This is a genomic window from Peterkaempfera bronchialis (genome assembly GCF_003258605.2).
GTDB lineage: Bacteria > Actinomycetota > Actinomycetes > Streptomycetales > Streptomycetaceae > Peterkaempfera > Peterkaempfera bronchialis.
The window spans coordinates 2,712,159-2,731,164 of record NZ_CP031264.1; the positions used below are offsets into that span (position 1 = coordinate 2,712,159).

The 19,006-nt window shown below is 68.4% G+C and carries 23 protein-coding genes; 2 read left to right on the forward strand and 21 right to left on the reverse strand.

The features are described 5' to 3' along the window. From rplE to C7M71_RS11935, 21 genes are all read right to left on the reverse strand, one after another. Positions 1-570, reverse strand: a complete 570-nt coding sequence (rplE, locus tag C7M71_RS11835; RefSeq protein ID WP_111489787.1) for a 50S ribosomal protein L5 — start codon at positions 568-570, stop codon at positions 1-3. Further along, complete coding sequence (gene rplX / locus C7M71_RS11840) at positions 570-893, reverse strand: 50S ribosomal protein L24 (protein WP_111489809.1); 324 nt, start codon at positions 891-893, stop codon at positions 570-572. Before rplX ends, rplE begins: the two co-directional genes overlap by 1 nt. 12 nt (positions 894-905) lie before the next feature. Then, on the reverse strand, positions 906-1,274 hold the full coding sequence (gene rplN / locus C7M71_RS11845) for a 50S ribosomal protein L14 (protein WP_055585131.1): 369 nt from the start codon (positions 1,272-1,274) through the stop codon (positions 906-908). A 99-nt stretch (positions 1,275-1,373) separates the two neighbouring features. Further along, positions 1,374-1,652 carry a 30S ribosomal protein S17 gene (gene rpsQ / locus C7M71_RS11850; protein WP_111489786.1) on the reverse strand — a complete coding sequence of 93 codons (279 nt, stop codon included), beginning with the start codon at positions 1,650-1,652 and terminating at the stop codon, positions 1,374-1,376. Continuing rightward, positions 1,652-1,876 carry a 50S ribosomal protein L29 gene (rpmC, locus tag C7M71_RS11855; RefSeq protein ID WP_111489785.1) on the reverse strand — a complete coding sequence of 75 codons (225 nt, stop codon included), beginning with the start codon at positions 1,874-1,876 and terminating at the stop codon, positions 1,652-1,654. Before rpmC ends, rpsQ begins: the two co-directional genes overlap by 1 nt. After that, on the reverse strand, positions 1,876-2,295 hold the full coding sequence (rplP, locus tag C7M71_RS11860; RefSeq protein WP_111489784.1) for a 50S ribosomal protein L16: 420 nt from the start codon (positions 2,293-2,295) through the stop codon (positions 1,876-1,878). Before rplP ends, rpmC begins: the two co-directional genes overlap by 1 nt. A gap of 4 nt (positions 2,296-2,299) precedes the next feature. Next, positions 2,300-3,136: a 30S ribosomal protein S3 gene (rpsC, locus tag C7M71_RS11865; protein ID WP_111489783.1), complete on the reverse strand. Its 837-nt coding sequence runs from the start codon at positions 3,134-3,136 to the stop codon at positions 2,300-2,302. After that, a complete protein-coding gene (gene rplV, locus C7M71_RS11870) occupies positions 3,136-3,483 on the reverse strand; it encodes a 50S ribosomal protein L22 (protein ID WP_111489808.1) in 348 nt (115 codons plus the stop codon). Before rplV ends, rpsC begins: the two co-directional genes overlap by 1 nt. A gap of 53 nt (positions 3,484-3,536) precedes the next feature. After that, entirely contained in the window at positions 3,537-3,818 is a 282-nt protein-coding gene (rpsS, locus tag C7M71_RS11875; RefSeq protein WP_111489782.1) for a 30S ribosomal protein S19, read from the reverse strand. A gap of 11 nt (positions 3,819-3,829) precedes the next feature. Next, the gene (gene rplB, locus C7M71_RS11880; protein WP_111489781.1) at positions 3,830-4,666 is read right to left on the reverse strand and encodes a 50S ribosomal protein L2; all 837 of its coding nucleotides are present in this window, start codon (positions 4,664-4,666) and stop codon (positions 3,830-3,832) included. 42 nt (positions 4,667-4,708) lie between these two features. Further along, positions 4,709-5,029, reverse strand: coding sequence for a 50S ribosomal protein L23 (rplW, locus tag C7M71_RS11885; protein ID WP_111489780.1), 321 nt, complete (start codon positions 5,027-5,029; stop codon positions 4,709-4,711). Continuing rightward, positions 5,029-5,706: a 50S ribosomal protein L4 gene (gene rplD / locus C7M71_RS11890; RefSeq protein ID WP_111489779.1), complete on the reverse strand. Its 678-nt coding sequence runs from the start codon at positions 5,704-5,706 to the stop codon at positions 5,029-5,031. Before rplD ends, rplW begins: the two co-directional genes overlap by 1 nt. A gap of 4 nt (positions 5,707-5,710) precedes the next feature. Then, the gene (rplC, locus tag C7M71_RS11895; protein WP_111489778.1) at positions 5,711-6,355 is read right to left on the reverse strand and encodes a 50S ribosomal protein L3; all 645 of its coding nucleotides are present in this window, start codon (positions 6,353-6,355) and stop codon (positions 5,711-5,713) included. Between the two features lie 14 nt (positions 6,356-6,369). Further along, positions 6,370-6,678: a 30S ribosomal protein S10 gene (gene rpsJ, locus C7M71_RS11900; protein ID WP_020549238.1), complete on the reverse strand. Its 309-nt coding sequence runs from the start codon at positions 6,676-6,678 to the stop codon at positions 6,370-6,372. Between the two features lie 416 nt (positions 6,679-7,094). Further along, the gene (locus C7M71_RS11905; RefSeq protein WP_114914331.1) at positions 7,095-8,801 is read right to left on the reverse strand and encodes a stealth family protein; all 1,707 of its coding nucleotides are present in this window, start codon (positions 8,799-8,801) and stop codon (positions 7,095-7,097) included. An 11-nt stretch (positions 8,802-8,812) separates the two neighbouring features. Continuing rightward, a complete protein-coding gene (locus tag C7M71_RS11910) occupies positions 8,813-10,477 on the reverse strand; it encodes a stealth family protein (RefSeq protein ID WP_229758674.1) in 1,665 nt (554 codons plus the stop codon). 450 nt (positions 10,478-10,927) lie between these two features. Beyond that, the gene (gene tuf / locus C7M71_RS11915) at positions 10,928-12,121 is read right to left on the reverse strand and encodes an elongation factor Tu (protein ID WP_111489775.1); all 1,194 of its coding nucleotides are present in this window, start codon (positions 12,119-12,121) and stop codon (positions 10,928-10,930) included. A gap of 193 nt (positions 12,122-12,314) precedes the next feature. Further along, a complete protein-coding gene (gene fusA, locus C7M71_RS11920) occupies positions 12,315-14,420 on the reverse strand; it encodes an elongation factor G (RefSeq protein WP_111489774.1) in 2,106 nt (701 codons plus the stop codon). 42 nt (positions 14,421-14,462) lie between these two features. After that, a complete protein-coding gene (rpsG, locus tag C7M71_RS11925) occupies positions 14,463-14,933 on the reverse strand; it encodes a 30S ribosomal protein S7 (RefSeq protein WP_055588949.1) in 471 nt (156 codons plus the stop codon). Between the two features lie 2 nt (positions 14,934-14,935). Continuing rightward, complete coding sequence (rpsL, locus tag C7M71_RS11930) at positions 14,936-15,307, reverse strand: 30S ribosomal protein S12 (protein WP_014144289.1); 372 nt, start codon at positions 15,305-15,307, stop codon at positions 14,936-14,938. 480 nt (positions 15,308-15,787) lie between these two features. Further along, positions 15,788-16,354 (reverse strand): DUF1707 and DUF4190 domain-containing protein, encoded by a 567-nt coding sequence (locus C7M71_RS11935; protein ID WP_229758675.1) that lies wholly within the window; start codon positions 16,352-16,354, stop codon positions 15,788-15,790. 194 nt (positions 16,355-16,548) lie between these two features. On the opposite strand from C7M71_RS11935, the gene C7M71_RS11940 reads away from it, so the two are divergent. Both C7M71_RS11940 and C7M71_RS11945 read left to right on the forward strand, forming a co-directional pair. Continuing rightward, positions 16,549-17,334 carry an ABC transporter ATP-binding protein gene (locus tag C7M71_RS11940; protein WP_111489772.1) on the forward strand — a complete coding sequence of 262 codons (786 nt, stop codon included), beginning with the start codon at positions 16,549-16,551 and terminating at the stop codon, positions 17,332-17,334. After that, positions 17,331-19,001: a transporter gene (locus tag C7M71_RS11945; protein WP_229758676.1), complete on the forward strand. Its 1,671-nt coding sequence runs from the start codon at positions 17,331-17,333 to the stop codon at positions 18,999-19,001. The genes C7M71_RS11940 and C7M71_RS11945 overlap by 4 nt, the downstream gene beginning before the upstream one ends. Positions 19,002-19,006: the final 5 nt, after the last annotated feature.

Sequence of the window (19,006 nt, forward strand, 5' to 3'; positions counted from 1 at the left end):
TCAGTTCTCCTTGAACGGGAAGCCCAGGGCGCGCAGCAGCGCCCGGCCCTCGTCGTCGGTCTGGGCAGTGGTAACCACGGTGATGTCCATGCCCCGCTGGCGGTCGACCTTGTCCTGGTCGATCTCGTGGAACATGACCTGCTCGGTCAGACCGAACGTGTAGTTGCCACGGCCGTCGAACTGCTTCGGCGACAGACCGCGGAAGTCGCGGATGCGCGGGAGCGCCAGCGACACCAGACGGTCCACGAACTCCCACATGCGGTCGCCCCGGAGGGTGACGTGGGTGCCGATCGGCTGTCCCTCGCGCAGCTTGAACTGCGCGATGGACTTGCGGGCCTTGGTCACGGCCGGCTTCTGGCCGGTGATCGCGGTGAGGTCGCGGATCGCGCCCTCGATCAGCTTGCTGTCACGGGCGGCCTCGCCGACACCCATGTTGACCACGACCTTGACCAGGCCGGGGATCAGCATCGGGTTGTCGTAGGAGAACTGCTCCTGCAGCTGACCCTTGATCTCAGCGCGGTACCGCTCCTTGAGGCGCGGCTGCACCTTCTCGACAGTGGTCTCGCTCATCAGATGTCCTCACCGGTCCGCTTGGCAACGCGGATCTTGTTGCCCTCGTCGTCGAAGCGGTAACCGACGCGGGTGACGACCTTCTTGCCGTCCTTCTCCACGACCAGCTGAACGTTGCTGACGTGGATGGGGGCCTCGGTGGTCACGATGCCGCCGGTCTGGGCACCACGGGCGGTCTGGCCGACCTTGGTGTGCTTCTTGACCCGGTTGACACCCTCGACGAGGACGCGCTGCTCGGTCGGGTAGGCCTGGATGACCTTGCCCTGCTTGCCCTTGTCCTTGCCGGTGATGACCTGGACCAGGTCACCCTTCTTGATCTTCATGCCTGCCATCGGTTAGAGCACCTCCGGCGCGAGCGAGATGATCTTCATGAACTTCTTCTCGCGCAGCTCACGGCCCACCGGGCCGAAGATGCGGGTGCCACGGGGGTCACCGTCGTTCTTGAGGATGACGGCAGCGTTCTCGTCGAAGCGGATGTAGGAACCGTCGGGACGACGGCGCTCCTTCACGGTCCGCACGACGACCGCCTTGATGACGTCGCCCTTCTTCACGTTGCCACCGGGGATCGCGTCCTTGACGGTGGCCACGATGACGTCCCCGATGCCCGCGTAGCGCCGGCCGGAGCCACCGAGAACGCGGATGCAGAGAATCTCCTTGGCACCCGTGTTGTCGGCGACTCGCAGTCGCGACTCCTGCTGGATCACGTCTTTCTCCTGATCGTCAACGTCGCGCTGACCGGGCCGGCCTGCTGCTCACACGGACTCTCTCCGTGCACATACAGGCCGCGGCCCAATCAACGGTCGTTACTTGGCCTTCTCGAGGATCTCGACGACGCGCCAGCGCTTCGTCGCGGACAGCGGCCGGGTCTCCATGAGGAGGACACGGTCGCCGACGCCGCAAGCGTTCTGCTCGTCGTGCGCCTTCAGCTTGTTCGTACGGCGGATGACCTTGCCGTAGAGCGCGTGCTTGACGCGGTCCTCGACAGCGACCACGACGGTCTTGTCCATCTTGTCGCTGACGACCAGACCCTCACGGGTCTTGCGGAAGCCGCGCGCCTCAGTTTCGTTCACATTCTCAGTCATCAGGCGTTCTCCACCGTCTCGATGCCCAGCTCGCGCTCGCGCATCAGGGTGTAGATCCGCGCGATGTCCTTCCGGACGGCCTTGAGCCGGCCGTGGTTCTCGAGCTGCCCGGTCGCCGCCTGGAAGCGGAGGTTGAACAGCTCCTCCTTGGCCTCGCGCAGCTTGCCGACGAGCTCGTCGTCGGCCAGACCGCGAAGCTCAGCAGCCTTGGTGCCGGCCGACATCAGCTCTCACCTGCCTCGCGCCGGACAATCCGGCACTTCATCGGAAGCTTGTGGGCGGCGCGGGTCAGCGCCTCCTTGGCAACCTTCTCGTTCGGGTAGGACAGCTCGAACATCACCCGTCCCGGGTGAACGTTCGCAACCCACCACTCCGGCGAACCCTTACCGGAACCCATGCGGGTCTCGGCAGGCTTCTTGGTCAGCGGGCGGTCCGGGTAGATGTTGATCCAGACCTTGCCGCCACGGCGGATGTGACGGGTGATGGCGATACGAGCGGACTCGATCTGCCGGTTCGTCACATAGGCCGGGGTGACGGCCTGGATGCCGTACTCGCCGAACGCGAGCTCAGTGCCGCCCTTGGCAGCGCCACGCCGCTTGGGGTGGTGCTGCTTGCGGTGCTTGACCCTGCGAGGGATCAGCATTGGGTCAGGCCTCCGTTCCAGCGTTGTTGGATGTGGTGGCCTCGGCAGCCGGCGCCTCAGCGGAGACCGGGGCCTGGCCCTCGGCACCCTGCTGCGGACGACGGCCGCGACCGCCACGCTCGCCACCGCGACCGCCGCGCGCCGGGCGGTCGCTGCCGCCACGGGCCGGACGGTTGCCGGCGCGGGCAGCGGCGTTCTCGGCACGGACCTCGGCGATGTTCTTGACGTCGCCCTTGTAGATCCAGACCTTCACGCCGATGCGGCCGAAGGTGGTCTTGGCCTCGAAGAAGCCGTACTCGACGTTCGCGCGAAGGGTGTGCAGCGGCACCCGGCCCTCGCGGTAGAACTCCGAGCGGGACATCTCGGCACCGCCGAGACGGCCGGAGCACTGGATCTTGATGCCCTTGGCACCCGACTTCATGGTGCCCTGCATCGCCTTGCGCATGGCACGGCGGAAGGACACCCGGGAGGAGAGCTGCTCGGCGACGCCCTGGGCGACCAGCTGCGCGTCGATCTCGGGGTTCTTGACCTCGAGGATGTTCAGCTGCACCTGCTTGCCGGTGAGCTTCTCCAGGTCGCCGCGGATGCGGTCGGCCTCCGCGCCGCGACGGCCGATGACGATGCCCGGCCGGGCGGTGTGGATGTCGACGCGGACGCGGTCGCGGGTGCGCTCGATCTCCACCTTGGAGATGCCGGCCCGCTCCATGCCCTGCGTCATCATCCGGCGGATGGCGACGTCTTCCTTGACGTAGTCCTTGTACAGCTTGTCGGCGTACCACCGGGACTTGAAGTCCGTGGTGATGCCGAGCCGGAACCCGTGCGGGTTAACCTTCTGGCCCATTACCGGGTCCCTTCCTTGCTGCTGACGACCACGGTGATGTGGCTGGTCCGCTTGCGGATCCGGTAGGCGCGGCCCTGGGCGCGCGGCCGGAACCGCTTCAGGGTCGGGCCCTCGTCAACGTAGGCCTCGGAGATGAAGAGGTCGTCCACGTTGTTGTGGTTGTAGTTGTGCACGGCGTTGGCAATGGCGCTGTCCAGCACCTTGCCGACCGGCACGGTCGCGGCCTGCGGAGCGAAACGCAGGACCGCCTGGGCCTCCGTGGCACTCATGCCACGGATGAGGTCCACCACGCGGCGGGCCTTCATGGGCGTGACGCGGATGTACCGCGCCTGGGCCCTGGCTTCCATGGTTGTCCCCTTGTTGATGGTGTCAGTCATCGAGTCTTCGCTTGTTCCGCAGATCAGCGACGACGCGACTTGCGGTCGTCCTTCTCATGGCCGCGGAAGGTGCGGGTCGGCGCGAACTCGCCGAGCTTGTGGCCGACCATCGACTCGGTGACGAACACCGGGACGTGCTTGCGGCCGTCGTGCACCGCGATCGTGTGGCCGAGCATGGCCGGCACGATCATCGAGCGACGGGACCAGGTCTTGATGACGTTCTGGGTACCGGCTTCGTTCTGGGCGTCCACCTTCTTGCTCAGGTGGTCGTCGACGAAGGGCCCCTTCTTGAGACTGCGCGGCATCTAACCTGCTCCTAGCGCTTCTTGTTGGTCTTGCGGCGGCGCACGATGAGCTTGTCCGAGGCCTTGTTCGGGCGACGGGTACGGCCCTCGGGCTTGCCCCACGGCGAGACCGGGTGGCGACCACCGGAGGTCTTGCCCTCACCACCACCGTGCGGGTGGTCGATCGGGTTCATGGCCACACCACGCACGGTCGGGCGGACGCCCTTCCAGCGCATACGACCGGCCTTGCCCCAGTTGATGTTCGACTGCTCGGCGTTGCCGACCTCGCCGACGGTGGCGCGGCAGCGCACGTCGACCAGGCGGATCTCGCCGGAGGGCATACGGAGGTGCGCCATGCGCCCCTCCTTGGCCAGCAGCTGGATCGACGCACCGGCGGAGCGGGCCATCTTGGCGCCGCCGCCGGGACGCAGCTCCACTGCGTGGATGACGGTACCCACCGGGATGTTGCGGAGCGGCAGGTTGTTGCCCGGCTTGATGTCGGCGCCGGGGCCGTTCTCGACCCGGTCGCCCTGCTGGAGCTTGGCCGGGGCCAGGATGTAGCGCTTCTCGCCGTCCACGTAGTGGAGCAGCGCGATGCGCGCGGTGCGGTTGGGGTCGTACTCGATGTGCGCGACCTTGGCCGGCACGCCGTCCTTGTCGTGCCGACGGAAGTCGATCACGCGGTAGGCGCGCTTGTGGCCGCCACCCTGGTGGCGAGCGGTGACACGACCGGCGTTGTTACGGCCGCCCTTGCTGTGCAGGGGGCGAACCAGCGACTTCTCCGGCGTGGACCGCGTGATCTCGACAAAGTCGGCGACGCTGGCGCCACGACGGCCCGGGGTCGTCGGCTTGTACTTGCGGATGCCCATGGCTTCTTTCGTCCTCGTCCGTATCGACGATCCGATGCTCCGTTAGGAGACCGGACCACCGAAGATGTCGATGCGGCTGCCCTCGGCCAGGGTCACGACGGCGCGCTTGGTGTCCTTGCGCTTGCCGAAACCGGTGCGGGTGCGCTTCCGCTTGCCCTGCCGGTTGATCGTGTTGACCGCGGTGACCTTGACCGAGAAGACGGACTCGACCGCCTGCTTGATCTGGGTCTTGTTGGAGCCCGGCGCCACGATGAACGTGTACTTGTTCTCGTCGAGAAGGCTGTAGCTCTTCTCCGAGATGACCGGCTTCAGCAGCACGTCACGGGGGTCCGTGAACGTCTTCGACGTAATCTGCTCGCTCATCAGGCGGCGCTCCCTTCGAGCTCGCCCTCGGACGCGACGGCCTTGGCGGACGCGGCCGGACCGGCCACGAAGCGCTCGAAGGCGGCCTGGGTGAAGACCACATCGTCGGAGACGAGCACGTCGTACGTGTTCAGCTGGCCCGCGTCCAGGATGTGCACCGTCGGAAGGTTGCGAGCCGACTTGATCGCCAGCTCGTCGTCGCGCTCGACGACCAGCAGGACGTTCTTGCGCTCGCTGATCTTGCCGAACAGCTCACGGACAGCCTTGGTGGACGGCTGCTCGGTCGCGACCACACCGGTGACCACGTGGATGCGGTTGTGGCGGGCCCGGTCGGTGAGGGCACCGCGGAGCGCGGCGGCCTTCATCTTCTTCGGGGTCCGCTGCGAGTAGTCGCGCGGCACGGGACCGTGCACGACGCCACCACCGGCGAACTGCGGCGCACGGGTCGAGCCCTGACGGGCGCGGCCGGTGCCCTTCTGGCGGTACGGCTTCTTGCCGCCGCCGCGGACCTCGCCACGGGTCTTCACCTTGTGGGTGCCCTGGCGGGCAGCGGCCAGCTGGGCGACGACGACCTGGTGGATCAGCGGGATGCTGACCTTGGCGTCAAAGATCTCGGCAGGCAGCTCGACGGAGCCGGCCTTCTCGCCCGCGGGCGAGAGGATGTCAATGGTGCTCATTGCTTCAGGCCCCCTTGGCCGCGGTGCGGACCAGGACGAGGCCGCCGTTCGGACCAGGGATTGCGCCCTTGATGAGCAGCAGGCCCTTCTCCGCGTCAACGGCGTGAACGGTCAGGTTCTGGGTGGTCACGCGCTCGTTGCCCATGCGGCCCGCCATGCGGAGGCCCTTGAACACGCGGCCCGGGGTGGCGCAGCCACCGATCGAGCCGGGCGAGCGGTGCTTGCGCTGCGTGCCGTGCCCGGCGCCCAGGCCCTTGAAGCCGTGGCGCTTCATGACACCGGCGGTGCCCTTGCCCTTGCTGGTGCCGGTCACGTCGACCTTGACACCGGCCTCGAACACCTCAGCGGTGATCTCCTGGCCCAGGGTGTACTCGGACGCGTCCGCGGTACGCAGCTCGACCAGGTGGCGGCGGGGGGTGACGCCGGCCTTGGTGAAGTGGCCCGCGAGGGGCTTGTTCACCTTGCGCGGGTCGATCTCGCCGAAGCCGATCTGCACCGAGTCGTAGCCGGTGGTGTCAGCGGTGTGGACCTGGGTCACGACATTGGGCCCGGCCTTGACGACGGTCACCGGAACGATCCGGTTGTTCTCGTCCCAGACCTGGGTCATGCCGAGCTTCTCGCCCAGGATGCCCTTAATCTGCTTAGCCATCTTCGGTGCGCCTCTCAGAGCTTGATCTCGATGTCGACACCGGCCGGCAGGTCGAGACGCATCAGCGAGTCAACCGTCTTCGGGGTGGGGTCGAGGATGTCGATCAGGCGCTTGTGCGTACGCATCTCGAAGTGCTCGCGCGAGTCCTTGTACTTGTGCGGCGAGCGGATGACGCAGTACACGTTCTTCTCAGTGGGCAGCGGCACCGGGCCCGCGACCTGCGCACCAGTACGGGTGACGGTCTCGACGATCTTCTTCGCCGAGGAGTCGATCACCTCGTGGTCGTAGGCCTTGAGCCGGATGCGGATCTTCTGTCCCGCCATGGCTACTTCGTAGTCCTTGTCTGTCGTCTTGCCACTACGGCGCTCGATTGGCCTCTCGCCCGACCCACGCGGTCGGGCGTGTCGCACTCCCGCTCGCAGTGAACCCTTGGACAACTCTCCAGGAGGCTCCTGCTCCGGGGCCGCGTACGGCCGTCAAGCGCCGGGCCGAGGCCCCGCCCACGCTTCCCGGAAGATTCCCGTACGTCCGCCCTCGCAGCTACCGCATCAGCGGGCATCGCAGGGGCGACGAGTACTGTGGGACTCGCTTCCGGTCCTCCCGGCGGGAGGCGCGCAGCATCGGCACTCAACCGAGCAACTTGGACAGTGTGCCATACCGGGCACGCTGCAAGCCAATCGGAACGCATGACCCTACCCACTGGGTGCCGCCTGTCAAACCCGGCGCCCGACGTGCGTGGCTAGCCGCCGGTCCTGACGGGCGTCTTGGCGAGGGTCTTCTCGAAGCGGCTGGCGAACGGGAAGCGCCGCTCCAGGAAGGTGTGCGCGGTGCCGCGTATGGCGTCCCGCCGGGCGTCGTCCGTGGAGACGTCGTTGAGGCAGAAGAAGTCCACGTCGGCGGCGTTCGCCAGCCGGGCCAGCCGTTCCCGCAGGTCCGGCTTGCCGAGTTCGACATAGCGGAACGAGTACTCGCCGGGGACCGCGCGGCCCGTCACCATGGCCCAGTGGTGGTGCAGCGTGGCGGCGGGCGCGACATCCCGAATGGACCGGAAACGCGACCGCGTGGTGCTCTCCAGCTCGGGGATACCGAGGTCGTGCAGTTCCTTCATCACCGACAGCAGCTGCGGGTGGGGGGTGTGCAGGAACTTGTTGGTGATGTAACGGCCGTGCGCCCGGAGGATCACCTCCCGGACGTTCTTCCCCGCCGAGTTGGGCGCGGGCTCCTCGGACTGCGGCGCTCCGACCCCCAGCTTGAAAGGGGAGAAGGGCAGCAGCGCGATTCCGTTCCCATGGAAGAACCGGCCTGCTTCCACCGGGCGGTTCACAAAGACGTCGTCGTTGAAGTAGAGGTAGTGCTCGCTGAGCCCGGGTATTCGGTGCAGGCGGCTTTCGATCGCATGGGAATTGAATACCGGGAGGGCTTCCGCCGGAAGTATGTCGCGGTGGTCGACGACCGTGATACCTTCGGCGTCCTCGTTCAGCCAGTGCGGCTTCTGGCCGTCGGTCACGATGTAGATGTGCCGGATGAAGTCCGCGTACATCTCCAGGGACCGCAGCGAGTACTTGAGCTCGTCGTGGCTGGTGTAGCGGGACGACCCCACCTCACGGGCGGCGATCAGGCCGGTGGTGCCGTCGCGGTGCGCCTCGCGCTTCGCCGCCAGCACCGGATCGCTGCCGTCGACCCAGGTGTAGACCACGTCTATGGGGAAGAGCACCTCGTCCACGCCCGGCTCGGCGAACGGTTCGAAGGTGGGGAACCCATGGCCGCCCAGCGTGATCGACGCCGGCTTGCGCGCGTCGGCGGGCAGCACCTCGGTCACCCGGTTGACGCGCGGCGCGACCAGGGCGCCGCTGAACACCTCGCCGAGCTGACGGGTCGGCACGGTCAGCCAGCCGGCGTCCGCCGCGGCGCCGTCCAGCTCGTGCCCCTGCCGCCAGAACTCGACCTCGCATCCGGTGTCGAGGCCACCCAGGATCTGACCGACGGGCCCCAACCTGACCACGCCCAGGCGCAGGGCCCGGGCGCTGCGGATCGAGCGGGGCAGCCTGCCGTCGGCCCACAGCACCACCCGGGACGGCACCCCCGACTGCCCGAGCGCGGCGACATAGCCCGCCGTCCTGCGCAGCTGCTCCCCGGCCAGCCGCAGGAACTCCCGCCGGTACTGCTCCTCGACCCCCACGACCTTGCGCAGCGGGTCGTGTCCGGGCACCAGGAAGTACGGGATGCCCTCCGACTCCAGCAGGTCGGTGACGGTACGCAGGTCGGCCGTGGCCGCCGCCGCGGCCGAGTAGTGGTCCACGGTGCGGCCCCGCAGCGGAAAGCCCTCGGCCGAGAGCCGCCGGACGGCCGGGTCGGCTGCGTCGAGGCGGCGTCGGCCGGCTGCCGCGCGGGCCGACCAGCACTGGCGCAGGAACGGTACGACCCGCGCGCGCTCTCGGATTCTCATGGGGCCGCCGCTCAGTGGGACTTCTCGAAAGAACTCGGGAACGGGAAGTACTGCTCCAGGAAGTCGTGCATACGCCTGCTGACCTCTTCGCGCTGCTCCGGCGGCACATCGACGTCATTGAGGCAGAAGAAGTCGAAGCGGCGGCTCCGCTGGAGATCGGCGAGCCGCTTGTCGGCGTCCTCCCGGCCGATGTTCACATAGCGGAACCGGTACTTGCTCTGCACTCCCTTGCCGGTCGCCAGCGCGTACTGGTAAAGCAACGGTGCGGTCATCGCAATGTCCTGCGGCGAGCGGAACCGGCTGGCGGTGGTCTGCGCGACCTCCTCGGGGAACATCTCGGCGAGTTCCTGGAGGGTCAGCCGCTGCTGCGGCAGCGGCGTGTGCATGAAGTTGTTGGTGGTCATGCGACCGAACTTCTTGAACAGCAGCTCGCGCACATTCTTGTTGGCCGAGTTGGTGGCGGTCTCCTCGGCGTGCGGCTTTCCGACGCCGATCTTCAGCGGGGAGACCGGGACCCGCATCGTCCCGCTGCCCAGGAAGAAATGCTCCGCGGTGACCCGGCGGCCGACGAAGACATCGTCGTTGAAGTAGAGATAGTGGTCCGAGAGACCGGGGATGTGATGCAGGCGGGTCTCGATCGCATGCGAGTTGAAGACCGGGAGCACATCTGCCGGAAAGATGTCGCGGTGGTCGACGACCGTGACGCCCTCGGCGTCGTCCTTCAGCCAGTGCGGCCGCTGGCCGTCGGTCACGATGTAGATGTGCCGGATGAAGTCGGCGTACATCTCCAGGGACCGCAGCGAGTACTTGAGCTCGTCGTGGTTGGTGTACCGCGACTCGTTGATCTCCTTGTCCAGGATCTCGGCGGTGCCCTCGCCCTTGTAGCGGGCCCGCTTCGCCCGCATCGCGGGCTCCTCGCCGTCGACCCAGGTGTAGACGACGTCCACGGGGAACGTCACATCGGCGAGGGTCGGGCGGGAGAACACCTCGAAGGTCGGCACCTCCCGATCGCCGATCTTCACCGTCGCCGGCTGCTGCTCGCTCGCCGCGACGACATCGGCGATCCGGTTCTGCCGGGGCGCGACGATGGCCTCCCGGAAGACCGCCTCCGATGCCTGGGGCTGGATACCGGCGAGCTTCCTGGCGCCTTCGGGGCGGTCCAGGAGCGTGTCGCCGTCCTGCCAGAACTCGATGTCGCAGCCGAGTTCGGGACCCGCGAGCAGCTGGCCCTGGGGGCCGAGGTGGTTCTCGCCGAGGCGGAGGACCGGTGCCGACATCAGGGCGCGCGGGAGCTTCCCGTCCAGGAAGAGCGCGGGCTTCAGCAGCCTGTCGCCGCCCAGCGGCTGCCCGATGTACACGGCCTTGCCGGCGTTCAGCTCGGTCAGCGCGCGTATCAGCCGTGCACGGTCTGCCGCGCGGACGCCGAGGACGTGCCGGGTCCGGGAGATGGCCGGGACCCGGAAGTACTCGACACCTGCCCGCTCACATGCCGCGATGGCGAGGTCGAGGTTGCCCGCAGCCGCCTCGGCAGCCCTGAAGTGGTCCACCACACGGCCGTAGAGCTTCTGGCTCTGCCTGGTGACGACCGGTTGCAGACCGCCGTGGGCCGCAGCGGCCTTCCGACGGCTACGCGCGGCACGCAGGGTCCACAGTTGCTCGGATGCCTTCTGCTTCACGCGTGGACTCAGACGCCGCACAATCGAGGCTACGGTCACTCTCGTACCTTTCCTTACGTGCCGACGGGGTGGCGAAGACGTCCACGAGCCCGGCTGCGCCGCTGCGGCGGCCCGTTTACCCGACATACATCAAGAGCACATAGTCATATCAGATTCTGTTGGTTTACGACCACGTGCGGACCGGTAGCGACCCCCCGCCCCGATCCCTCACATCCCGTTCCACATGCGGTGATACCGGCGCGGGCGGCGATCCGGCGGGCGAGGTGCCGACGCTCCGTCAGCCCGCTCCGCGGCCCCGGGTGTGGTGACCTTGTGATGATCGCGTCGCCACTCGCGCACAGGGCCGGACGCCGGGGACCGGACCCCGGGCCATAGCACACTAGGCCCCGTGCTCCGTCCGCGAGGACGGGAGCACGGGGCCTAGTGTGGGTGGGCAGATCCCCTAGATCGTCACTTGACGATCTTGGTGACCTGGCCGGCGCCGACGGTACGGCCACCCTCACGGATGGCGAACTTCAGGCCCTCCTCCATGGCGACCGGCTGGATCAGCGCGACCGTCATGGCGGTGTTGTCGCCCGGCATGACCATCTCGGTGCCCTCGGGGAGGGTCACCACGCCGGTCACGTCCGTGGTACGGAAGTAGAACTGCGGGCGGTAGTTGTTGAAGAACGGGGTGTGCCGGCCACCCTCGTCCTTCGACAGGATGTAGGCCTGGGCCTCGAAGTCGGTGTGCGGCGTGACCGAACCCGGCTTGATGACGACCTGGCCGCGCTCGACGTCCTCGCGCTTGATGCCGCGGAGCAGCAGACCGACGTTCTCACCGGCCTGGCCCTCGTCGAGCAGCTTGCGGAACATCTCGATGCCGGTGACCGTGGTGGTGGTCTTGGTCTCCTTGATGCCGACGATGTCGACAGTCTCGTTGACCTTGAGCACACCGCGCTCGATACGACCGGTGACGACGGTGCCACGACCGGTGATCGTGAAGACGTCCTCGATCGGCATCAGGAACGGCTTGTCGACGTCACGCTCGGGGGTGGGGATGTTGTCGTCCACGGCCTGCATGAGACCGAGGAGCTTCTCGCCCCACTCCTTGTCGCCCTCAAGGGCCTTGAGCGCCGAGACACGGACGACCGGAACGTCGTCGCCCGGGAACTCGTACTCGGAGAGCAGCTCGCGGACCTCGAGCTCGACGAGCTCCAGGATCTCCTCGTCGTCCACCATGTCGGCCTTGTTCAGGGCGACAACGATGTACGGAACGCCGACCTGGCGGGCCAGGAGCACGTGCTCCTTGGTCTGCGGCATCGGGCCGTCGGTGGCGGCGACCACGAGGATGGCGCCGTCCATCTGGGCAGCACCGGTGATCATGTTCTTGATGTAGTCCGCGTGACCCGGGCAGTCGACGTGGGCGTAGTGACGCGCCTCGGTCTGGTACTCGACGTGCGCGATCGAGATGGTGATACCGCGCTGCCGCTCCTCCGGTGCCTTGTCGATCTGGTCGAACGGCGTGAAGGGGTTCAGGTCCGGGTACGCGTCGTGCAGCACCTTGGTGATCGCCGCGGTAAGAGTGGTCTTACCGTGGTCGATGTGACCGATGGTGCCGATGTTGACGTGCGGCTTAGTCCGCTCGAACTTCGCCTTCGCCACTGGGGTCCTCCTGTGGACTGGTTCTGTACGCCGTACGACGTCAGTTGGTCTTGATCGGGACGGTTCCGGACGCTGGTGTGCGCTCGGTCCCGGCCCGCGGGTGGGGGCCGGAGGCCCCGGCAGCCCGTCAGGGGGATGCCGGGAATGCCTCCTTACAGCCTAAGGCTTCGCAATGGTCCGGAAAATCCGGAGCTTACTCGCCCTTGGCCTTGGCGATGATGTCGTCCGCCACGTTCCGCGGAACCTCGGCGTACGAGTCGAACTGCATCGAGTAGCTCGCGCGACCAGAGGTCTTGCTGCGCAGGTCACCGACGTAGCCGAACATCTCGGAGAGCGGGACGAGGGCCTTGACGACCCGGGCACCGCTGCGCTCCTCCATGGCCTGGATCTGGCCACGGCGGGAGTTGAGGTCGCCGATCACATCGCCCATGTAGTCATCGGGCGTGGTGACCTCGACGGCCATCATGGGCTCCAGCAGAGCCGGGCTGGCCTTCCGCGCACCCTCCTTGAACGCCATGGAACCGGCGATCTTGAAGGCGAGCTCGGAGGAGTCGACCTCGTGGTAGGCACCGTCGAGCAGGGTGACCCGCACGCCCACCATGGGGTAGCCGGCGAGAACGCCGAACTCCATGGCCTCCTGGGCACCGGCGTCGACCGAGGGGATGTACTCCTTCGGCACGCGGCCACCCGTGACCTTGTTCACGAACTCGTAGCCCTCGCCGCCCTCAAGGGGCTCAATGGCGATCTGGACCTTCGCGAACTGGCCGGAGCCACCGGTCTGCTTCTTGTGGGTGTAGTCGATCCGCTCGACCGCCTTGCGGATGGTCTCGCGGTACGCCACCTGCGGCTTGCCGACGTTGGCCTCGACCCGGAACTCACGGCGCATACGGTCGACCAGCACCTCAAGGTGCAGCTCGCCCATACCCGCGATGATGGTCTGGCCGGTCTCCTCGTCCGTGTGGACCTGGAAGGACGGGTCCTCCTCGGCCAGACGCTGGATCGCGACGCCCAGCTTCTCCTGGTCGCCCTTGGACTTCGGCTCGATGGCGACCTGGATCACCGGAGCCGGGAAGTTCATGGACTCGAGGATCACCGGGTTCGCCGGGTCGCTGAGGGTCTCACCGGTGGTGGTGTCCTTCAGGCCCATGACGGCGATGATGTCGCCGGCACCGACGCTGGAGATCTCCTCACGCTTGTTGGCGTGCATCCGGTAGATCTTGCCGATCCGCTCCTTGCGGCCCTTCACCGAGTTCAGCACCTGGGTGCCGGACTCCAGACGGCCGGAGTAGACCCGGACGAAGGTGAGCTTGCCGAGGTGCGGGTCGCTCATGATCTTGAAGGCCAGAGCCGAGAGGGGCTCCTCTTCGGAGGCCTTGCGGAAGATCTCGGTCTCCTCGTCGCCGACCTTGTGGCCGGTGACGCCCTCGACGTCGGCGGGGGACGGCAGGTACTCCACGATCGCGTCGAGCAGGGGCTGCACGCCCTTGTTCTTGAACGCGGTACCGCAGAAGACCGGGGTGAGGTTGCCGGCGATGGTGGCGCGGCGGATGCCGGCCTTCAGCTGCTCCTGGGTGGGCTCGACGCCCTCCAGGTACAGCTCCATCAGCTCCTCGTCGGCCTCGGCGGCCGTCTCCAGCAGCTTGTCCCGCCACTCCTGGGCAGCGTCCAGGTGGGTGTCGGGGATGTCGATGGTCTCGTACATCTCGCCCTTGGGCGCGTCCTCGGACCAGACCAGGGCCTTCTGGCGGACCAGGTCGATGACGCCGCGGAAGTCCGCCTCGGCACCGATCGGGAGCTGCATGACCAGCGGGGTCGCACCGAGGCGGTCGACGATCATGTCGACGCAGCGGTGGAACTCCGCACCCACGCGGTCCAGCTTGTTGACGAAGCAGATACGCGGGACGTTGTAGCGGTCGGCCTGGCGCCACACGGTCTCGGACTGCGGCTCCACACCGGCCACACCGTCGAACACGGTCACGGCACCGTCGAGCACGCGCAGACAGCGCTCCACCTCGACGGTGAAGTCGACGTGGCCCGGGGTGTCGATGATGTTGATGGTGTGGTCGCTGCCGTCCACGGTCCAGTGGCAGGTCGTCGCGGCGGACGTGATGGTGATGCCGCGCTCCTGCTCCTGCTCCATCCAGTCCATGGTGGCGGCGCCATCGTGGACCTCACCGAGCTTGTAGCTCACACCGGTGTAGAACAGGATCCGCTCAGTGGTGGTGGTCTTGCCCGCGTCGATGTGCGCCATGATCCCGATGTTGCGGACCTTGGCCAGGTCAAGGGAGGTAGTAGCCATGGTGGCTCGTCTTCTCTCTCGTTTGCGTCGTAGGCGGGTCGACTACCAGCGGTAGTGCGCGAAGGCCTTGTTGGACTCGGCCATCTTGTGGGTGTCCTCGCGGCGCTTCACGGAGGCGCCGAGGCCGTTGGAGGCGTCGAGGATCTCGTTGAGCAGACGCTCGGTCATGGTCTTCTCGCGACGGGCGCGCGAGTAGCCGACCAGCCAGCGCAGCGCCAGGGTGGTGGAACGGCCCGGGCGGACCTCCACCGGCACCTGGTAGGTGGCGCCACCGACACGGCGGGAGCGGACCTCAAGGGTCGGCTTGACGTTCTCCAGGGCGCGCTTGAGGGTGACGACCGGGTCGTTGCCGCTCTTCTCGCGGATGCCCTCAAGGGCGCCGTACACGATGCGCTCGGCGGTGGAGCGCTTGCCGTGCAGCAGGACCTTGTTGACGAGCGAGGTCACCAGGGGGGAGTTGTAGACCGGGTCGATGATGACCGGGCGCTTCGGGGCGGGGCCCTTGCGAGGCATTCTTACTTCTCCTTCTTGGCGCCGTAGCGGCTGCGGGCCTGCTTGCGGTTCTTGACACCCTGGGTGTCAAGCGAGCCGCGGATGATCTTGTAGCGCACACCCGGCAGGTCCTTCACACGACCGCCGCGAACCAGCACGATGGAGTGCTCCTGCAGGTTGTGGCCCTCGCCCGGGATGTAAGCGGTGACCTCGATCCCGCTGGTGAGGCGCACACGGGCGACCTTGCGGAGAGCCGAGTTCGGCTTCTTCGGGGTGGTCGTGTACACACGCGTGCAGACGCCGCGGCGCTGGGGCGAACCCTTCAGTGCGGGCGTCTTGTTCTTCTCGACCTTGTCCTGCCGGCCCTTTCGGACCAGCTGCTGGATCGTAGGCACCGTTTCTCCGTTTTCTCTGTGCCAAGTCTGGGTGGAACTAACCTGGTGCGATGCCGCCCTCGTCCGACCCACGCGGTCGGGCGTGTCGGGCCTCTTCCCATCCGGTCGCTCACTGCTGCGAACTCACGGACGAGGAATCGCGGAATCCCAAGGTGCGATGTGCTGCCGCCGCGCTCGCTCAAGCGGTCCGCAGGGCGGTCCCGATCGGCGCTGCGACCGGTGTGCACGCACGCACAAGAGACCCGGGGACACCCCAGGCACAAGGTCAGAGGGTACCTACCGCATCGGCGCGGGTCAAAACAAATGCGCAGCCGCAGGTCGCGGGCCGGCTGTCGTCGGACCCCACCCTTAGCACAAGGTCCGGAACCCTGCCCACCGTAACCCGGGGCGGCGCGACGCGAAACCCCCACCCGGACGAGCCCGGCGGGCCCGAGCGGGTGACCGGACCGGTCGCGTCCCGGCCGGTCACGTTCCGGCCGGTCACGTCCCGGCCGCGATGACGAGGATCATCAGCCAGAAGGCGATCCCCAGCCAGCCCAGTACCACACCGGTGGTCGCCATCCCGTCGCCCTGCTCCCCCGAGCTCCGGATCTGCGTCTTGGCGATATGGCCGAGGATCGCGGCCGGCACCGAGGCGATACCGAACGGCATGAAGCCCAGAAGGCTCAGCACCAGCGAGGCCACCGCCATGGAGTTGGTCGGCGGCACCGCTCGGGGCGGCGGGGGCATGAAGGCCACCGGGGGCCCAAAGGTCTGCGGGGGCATGAAGGACGGCGGCACCTGCTGCACCGTCGGCTGCACCATCGGACCGCTGGGCAGATCCCGCACCAGCCCCGCGAGCTCGCCATAGGTCAGCGCCCGGTACGCCGCCTCGACCCGCTGGCCGTACTCGTCCGGCGTCAGCCGGCCCTCCGCGTACGCCGCCTTGAGCACATCCACCGTGCGATCCCGGTCCGTGTGCGCAGCGCGCATCGCCGCCTGCGACGTCTGCGCGGGCTGCCAGGGCTCCCACGGCTGGGGCGCCCCCCGCCACGGCTGTACGGCCATCCGCCACCTCCCGAGCTGTGCACCGCGTCCCTCTCCATAGTGGAGGACGAACCACGGCCGCGAGTAGTTGCCCGGGAGTTCCGTGGACGACCTGTGACACGCGGCGTGCCGATCGGCGAGGATGAGCCGGATGTTCCGCATACCGGTCGGGCACTGTGTCCGGGCCGGACGCGTATTCGGGGAGGACGCACGACGTGACCACGCCACCGCCGGCAGCCGTGGAGATACAGGACCTCTGGAAGCGCTTCGGCCAGCAGATCGCCGTCGCCGGACTCACCCTGAGGCTGCCGTCCGGCAGCTTCATCGGCCTGGTCGGGCCGAACGGCGCCGGCAAGACCACCACGCTCTCCATGGTCACCGGGCTGCTCCGGCCCGACCACGGCCGCATCCTGGTGCACGGCACGGACGTCTGGCAGGACCCGGTCGAGGTGAAGGCCAGGATCGGGGTGCTGCCCGAGGGGCTGCGGATGTTCGAGCGGCTGAGCGGGCGGGAGCTGCTCCAGTACAACGGCCGGCTGCGGGGCATGCCCGGCGCCGAGGTGGACCGGCGGGCCGACGAGCTGCTGCGGGTCCTCGACCTGGCCGGCGCCGGGGCCAAGCTGGTCGCCGACTACTCCACCGGTATGCGCAAGAAGATCGGGCTGGCCGCGGCGCTGCTGCACAACCCCGATGTGCTCTTCCTCGACGAGCCCTTCGAGGGCGTGGACCCGGTCTCCGCGCAGACCATCCGGGGCGTACTGAAGCGGTATGCCGAGACCGGCAGCACCGTGGTCTTCTCCAGCCATGTGATGGAGCTGGTGGAGCAGCTCTGCGACTGGGTGGCGGTGATGAACGCCGGGCAGGTCGTCGCCCAGGGGCCGCTGGACACCGTGCGCGGCGACCGCAGTCTGCACCAGGCGTTCCTGGAGCTGGTCGGGGTGCGGGACGATGCCGCCGCCAGCCTGGACTGGCTCGGCGCCCACCCCGGGGGTGCCCAGTGACCAGCCCGACCGCCACCGCCGACCGGGACGTGGTGCGGGCCCTGGTCTCCCTCAAGCTGCGGCTGCTGCGCAATGGACTGCGGCGCAGCGGCGGGCGGGCCGCGGTCTATGCCATCGGCTCCCTGGTGGGCCTGGCGATGGCCGCCGGGCTGGCGGTGGCCCTGGGGGCGCTGCACGGCCACCGGGGGGCGGCCGACGCGGCGGTGGTGCTCGCCGCCGGGCTGACCGTGGCCTGGGCCGCGCTGCCGCTCTTCCTCTTCTCCTCGGACGAGAGCGCCGACCCGACCCGGCTCACCATGCTGCCGCTGCGGCCCGCGCCGCTGCTGCGCGGCATGCTGCTGGCGGCGCTGGTGGGCCCCGGCCCGCTGGTCAGCCTGGTGCTGCTGTCCGGGGCGGGGGTGGCCGCGACGTCCGGTGCGGGGGCCTCCGGTGCCTCCGGTGCGTCTGGCAGTGCGGCGGCGGCCGTGGTGGCGGTGGTGGCGGTGCCGCTGGCGGCGCTGACCCTGGTGGTGCTCTGCCGGGCGGTTGCGGCGGGCAACGCCCGGCTGCTCTCCAGTCGGCGCGGCCGGGACTTCGCGATCCTCGGCGGGCTGCTCTTCGCCTTTCTGATCCAGGGTGCCAATCTGCTGGTGCAGAGCACCTTCGGCTCCGTCGGGCCCGACGGCGGCATCGACCTGTCGGGGCTGGCCCCGGCGGCGGCCGTGCTCCGCTGGATCCCGCCGGTGAGCGCGGTGGGGGCGGTGCACTCCACGGCCGACGGGGCGTACGCGGTGGCGGCGGTGCAGCTGCTGGCTGCGGCCGGGCTGCTGGCGGTGCTGCTGCGGTGGTGGCTGACGTCCCTGGTCCGGCTGATGGTGACCGCCGACTCCTCCACCCTCGCCGCCGCGCCCAGCGCGGAGCGGCGCTCCGGGAAGGGCCCGGGGCGGCTGGCCCGGCTGCTGCCGGAGGGCCGGGTCGGGGCCGTGGTGCAGCGGCAGCTGCGGTACGTCTGGCGGGAGCCCCGGGCCAAGGTGGCGGTCTTCTCCGGGGTCGGCATGACCCTGGTGGTCTGTGTGCTCTCCGCCGTGCAGGGGTGGGCCAGCGTCTATGTGGTGCTGGTCGGCGGCCTGCTGCTGGGGTGGCAGACGCTCAATCTGTTCGGTATGGACGGCTCGGCGTTCTGGATGGTCGCGACCACCGTCGGTACGCGGTCCGATGCGCGGGCCGAGCTGCGCGGCCGGAGCCTGGCGGTGGCCGGGTACGCGGTGCCGTTCACGGCGCTGCTGGGGCTGGCGGCGGCTGCGGCCGGCGGAGGCTGGGCCGACCTGCCGGAGGCCGTGGGGCTGTCCTGGGGTGTGCTGGGCACCGGGATCGGTGTCGGGCTGGTGCTGAGTGTGCTGGTGCCGTATGCGATGCCGGCGGACGGCAGCCCGATGCAGAATGCGGCGCCCGGCCAGTCGGCGCTGGTGATGGGGAACATGCTGGGGTCGATGGTGGGCGTGCTGGCGCTCTGCGTCCCGCTCGGCGTGCTGGCGCTGGTGCTGCATCTGGCGGACGGGCCGACCTGGGTGATGCTCGCCGTGGGGCCGCTCTACGGCCTCGGCATGGCCGTGCTCGGTATCCGTTTCGCCGCGCGGCGCATGGTGGACCGGCTGCCGGAGATCCTGGTCTCGGTGATCGAGCGCTGAGCGCC

Bases quoted from the DNA above. Each gene is read 5' to 3' on its own strand.
- rpsS (WP_111489782.1), bottom strand. From the start codon at position 3,818: ATGCCGCGCAGTCTCAAGAAGGGGCCCTTCGTCGACGACCACCTGAGC.
- rplE (WP_111489787.1), bottom strand. From the start codon at position 570: ATGAGCGAGACCACTGTCGAGAAGGTGCAGCCGCGCCTCAAGGAGCGG.
- rpsG (WP_055588949.1), bottom strand. From the start codon at position 14,933: ATGCCTCGCAAGGGCCCCGCCCCGAAGCGCCCGGTCATCATCGACCCG.
- C7M71_RS11905 (WP_114914331.1), bottom strand. From the start codon at position 8,801: ATGAGAATCCGAGAGCGCGCGCGGGTCGTACCGTTCCTGCGCCAGTGC.
- rplV (WP_111489808.1), bottom strand. From the start codon at position 3,483: ATGGAAGCCAGGGCCCAGGCGCGGTACATCCGCGTCACGCCCATGAAG.
- rpmC (WP_111489785.1), bottom strand. From the start codon at position 1,876: ATGTCGGCCGGCACCAAGGCTGCTGAGCTTCGCGGTCTGGCCGACGAC.
- rplC (WP_111489778.1), bottom strand. From the start codon at position 6,355: ATGGCTAAGCAGATTAAGGGCATCCTGGGCGAGAAGCTCGGCATGACC.
- rplD (WP_111489779.1), bottom strand. From the start codon at position 5,706: ATGAGCACCATTGACATCCTCTCGCCCGCGGGCGAGAAGGCCGGCTCC.
- rpsQ (WP_111489786.1), bottom strand. From the start codon at position 1,652: ATGACTGAGAATGTGAACGAAACTGAGGCGCGCGGCTTCCGCAAGACC.
- rplW (WP_111489780.1), bottom strand. From the start codon at position 5,029: ATGAGCGAGCAGATTACGTCGAAGACGTTCACGGACCCCCGTGACGTG.
- rplX (WP_111489809.1), bottom strand. From the start codon at position 893: ATGAAGATCAAGAAGGGTGACCTGGTCCAGGTCATCACCGGCAAGGAC.
- C7M71_RS11935 (WP_229758675.1), bottom strand. From the start codon at position 16,354: ATGGCCGTACAGCCGTGGCGGGGGGCGCCCCAGCCGTGGGAGCCCTGG.
- fusA (WP_111489774.1), bottom strand. From the start codon at position 14,420: ATGGCTACTACCTCCCTTGACCTGGCCAAGGTCCGCAACATCGGGATC.
- rplP (WP_111489784.1), bottom strand. From the start codon at position 2,295: ATGCTGATCCCTCGCAGGGTCAAGCACCGCAAGCAGCACCACCCCAAG.
- rpsC (WP_111489783.1), bottom strand. From the start codon at position 3,136: ATGGGCCAGAAGGTTAACCCGCACGGGTTCCGGCTCGGCATCACCACG.
- rplB (WP_111489781.1), bottom strand. From the start codon at position 4,666: ATGGGCATCCGCAAGTACAAGCCGACGACCCCGGGCCGTCGTGGCGCC.
- rpsJ (WP_020549238.1), bottom strand. From the start codon at position 6,678: ATGGCGGGACAGAAGATCCGCATCCGGCTCAAGGCCTACGACCACGAG.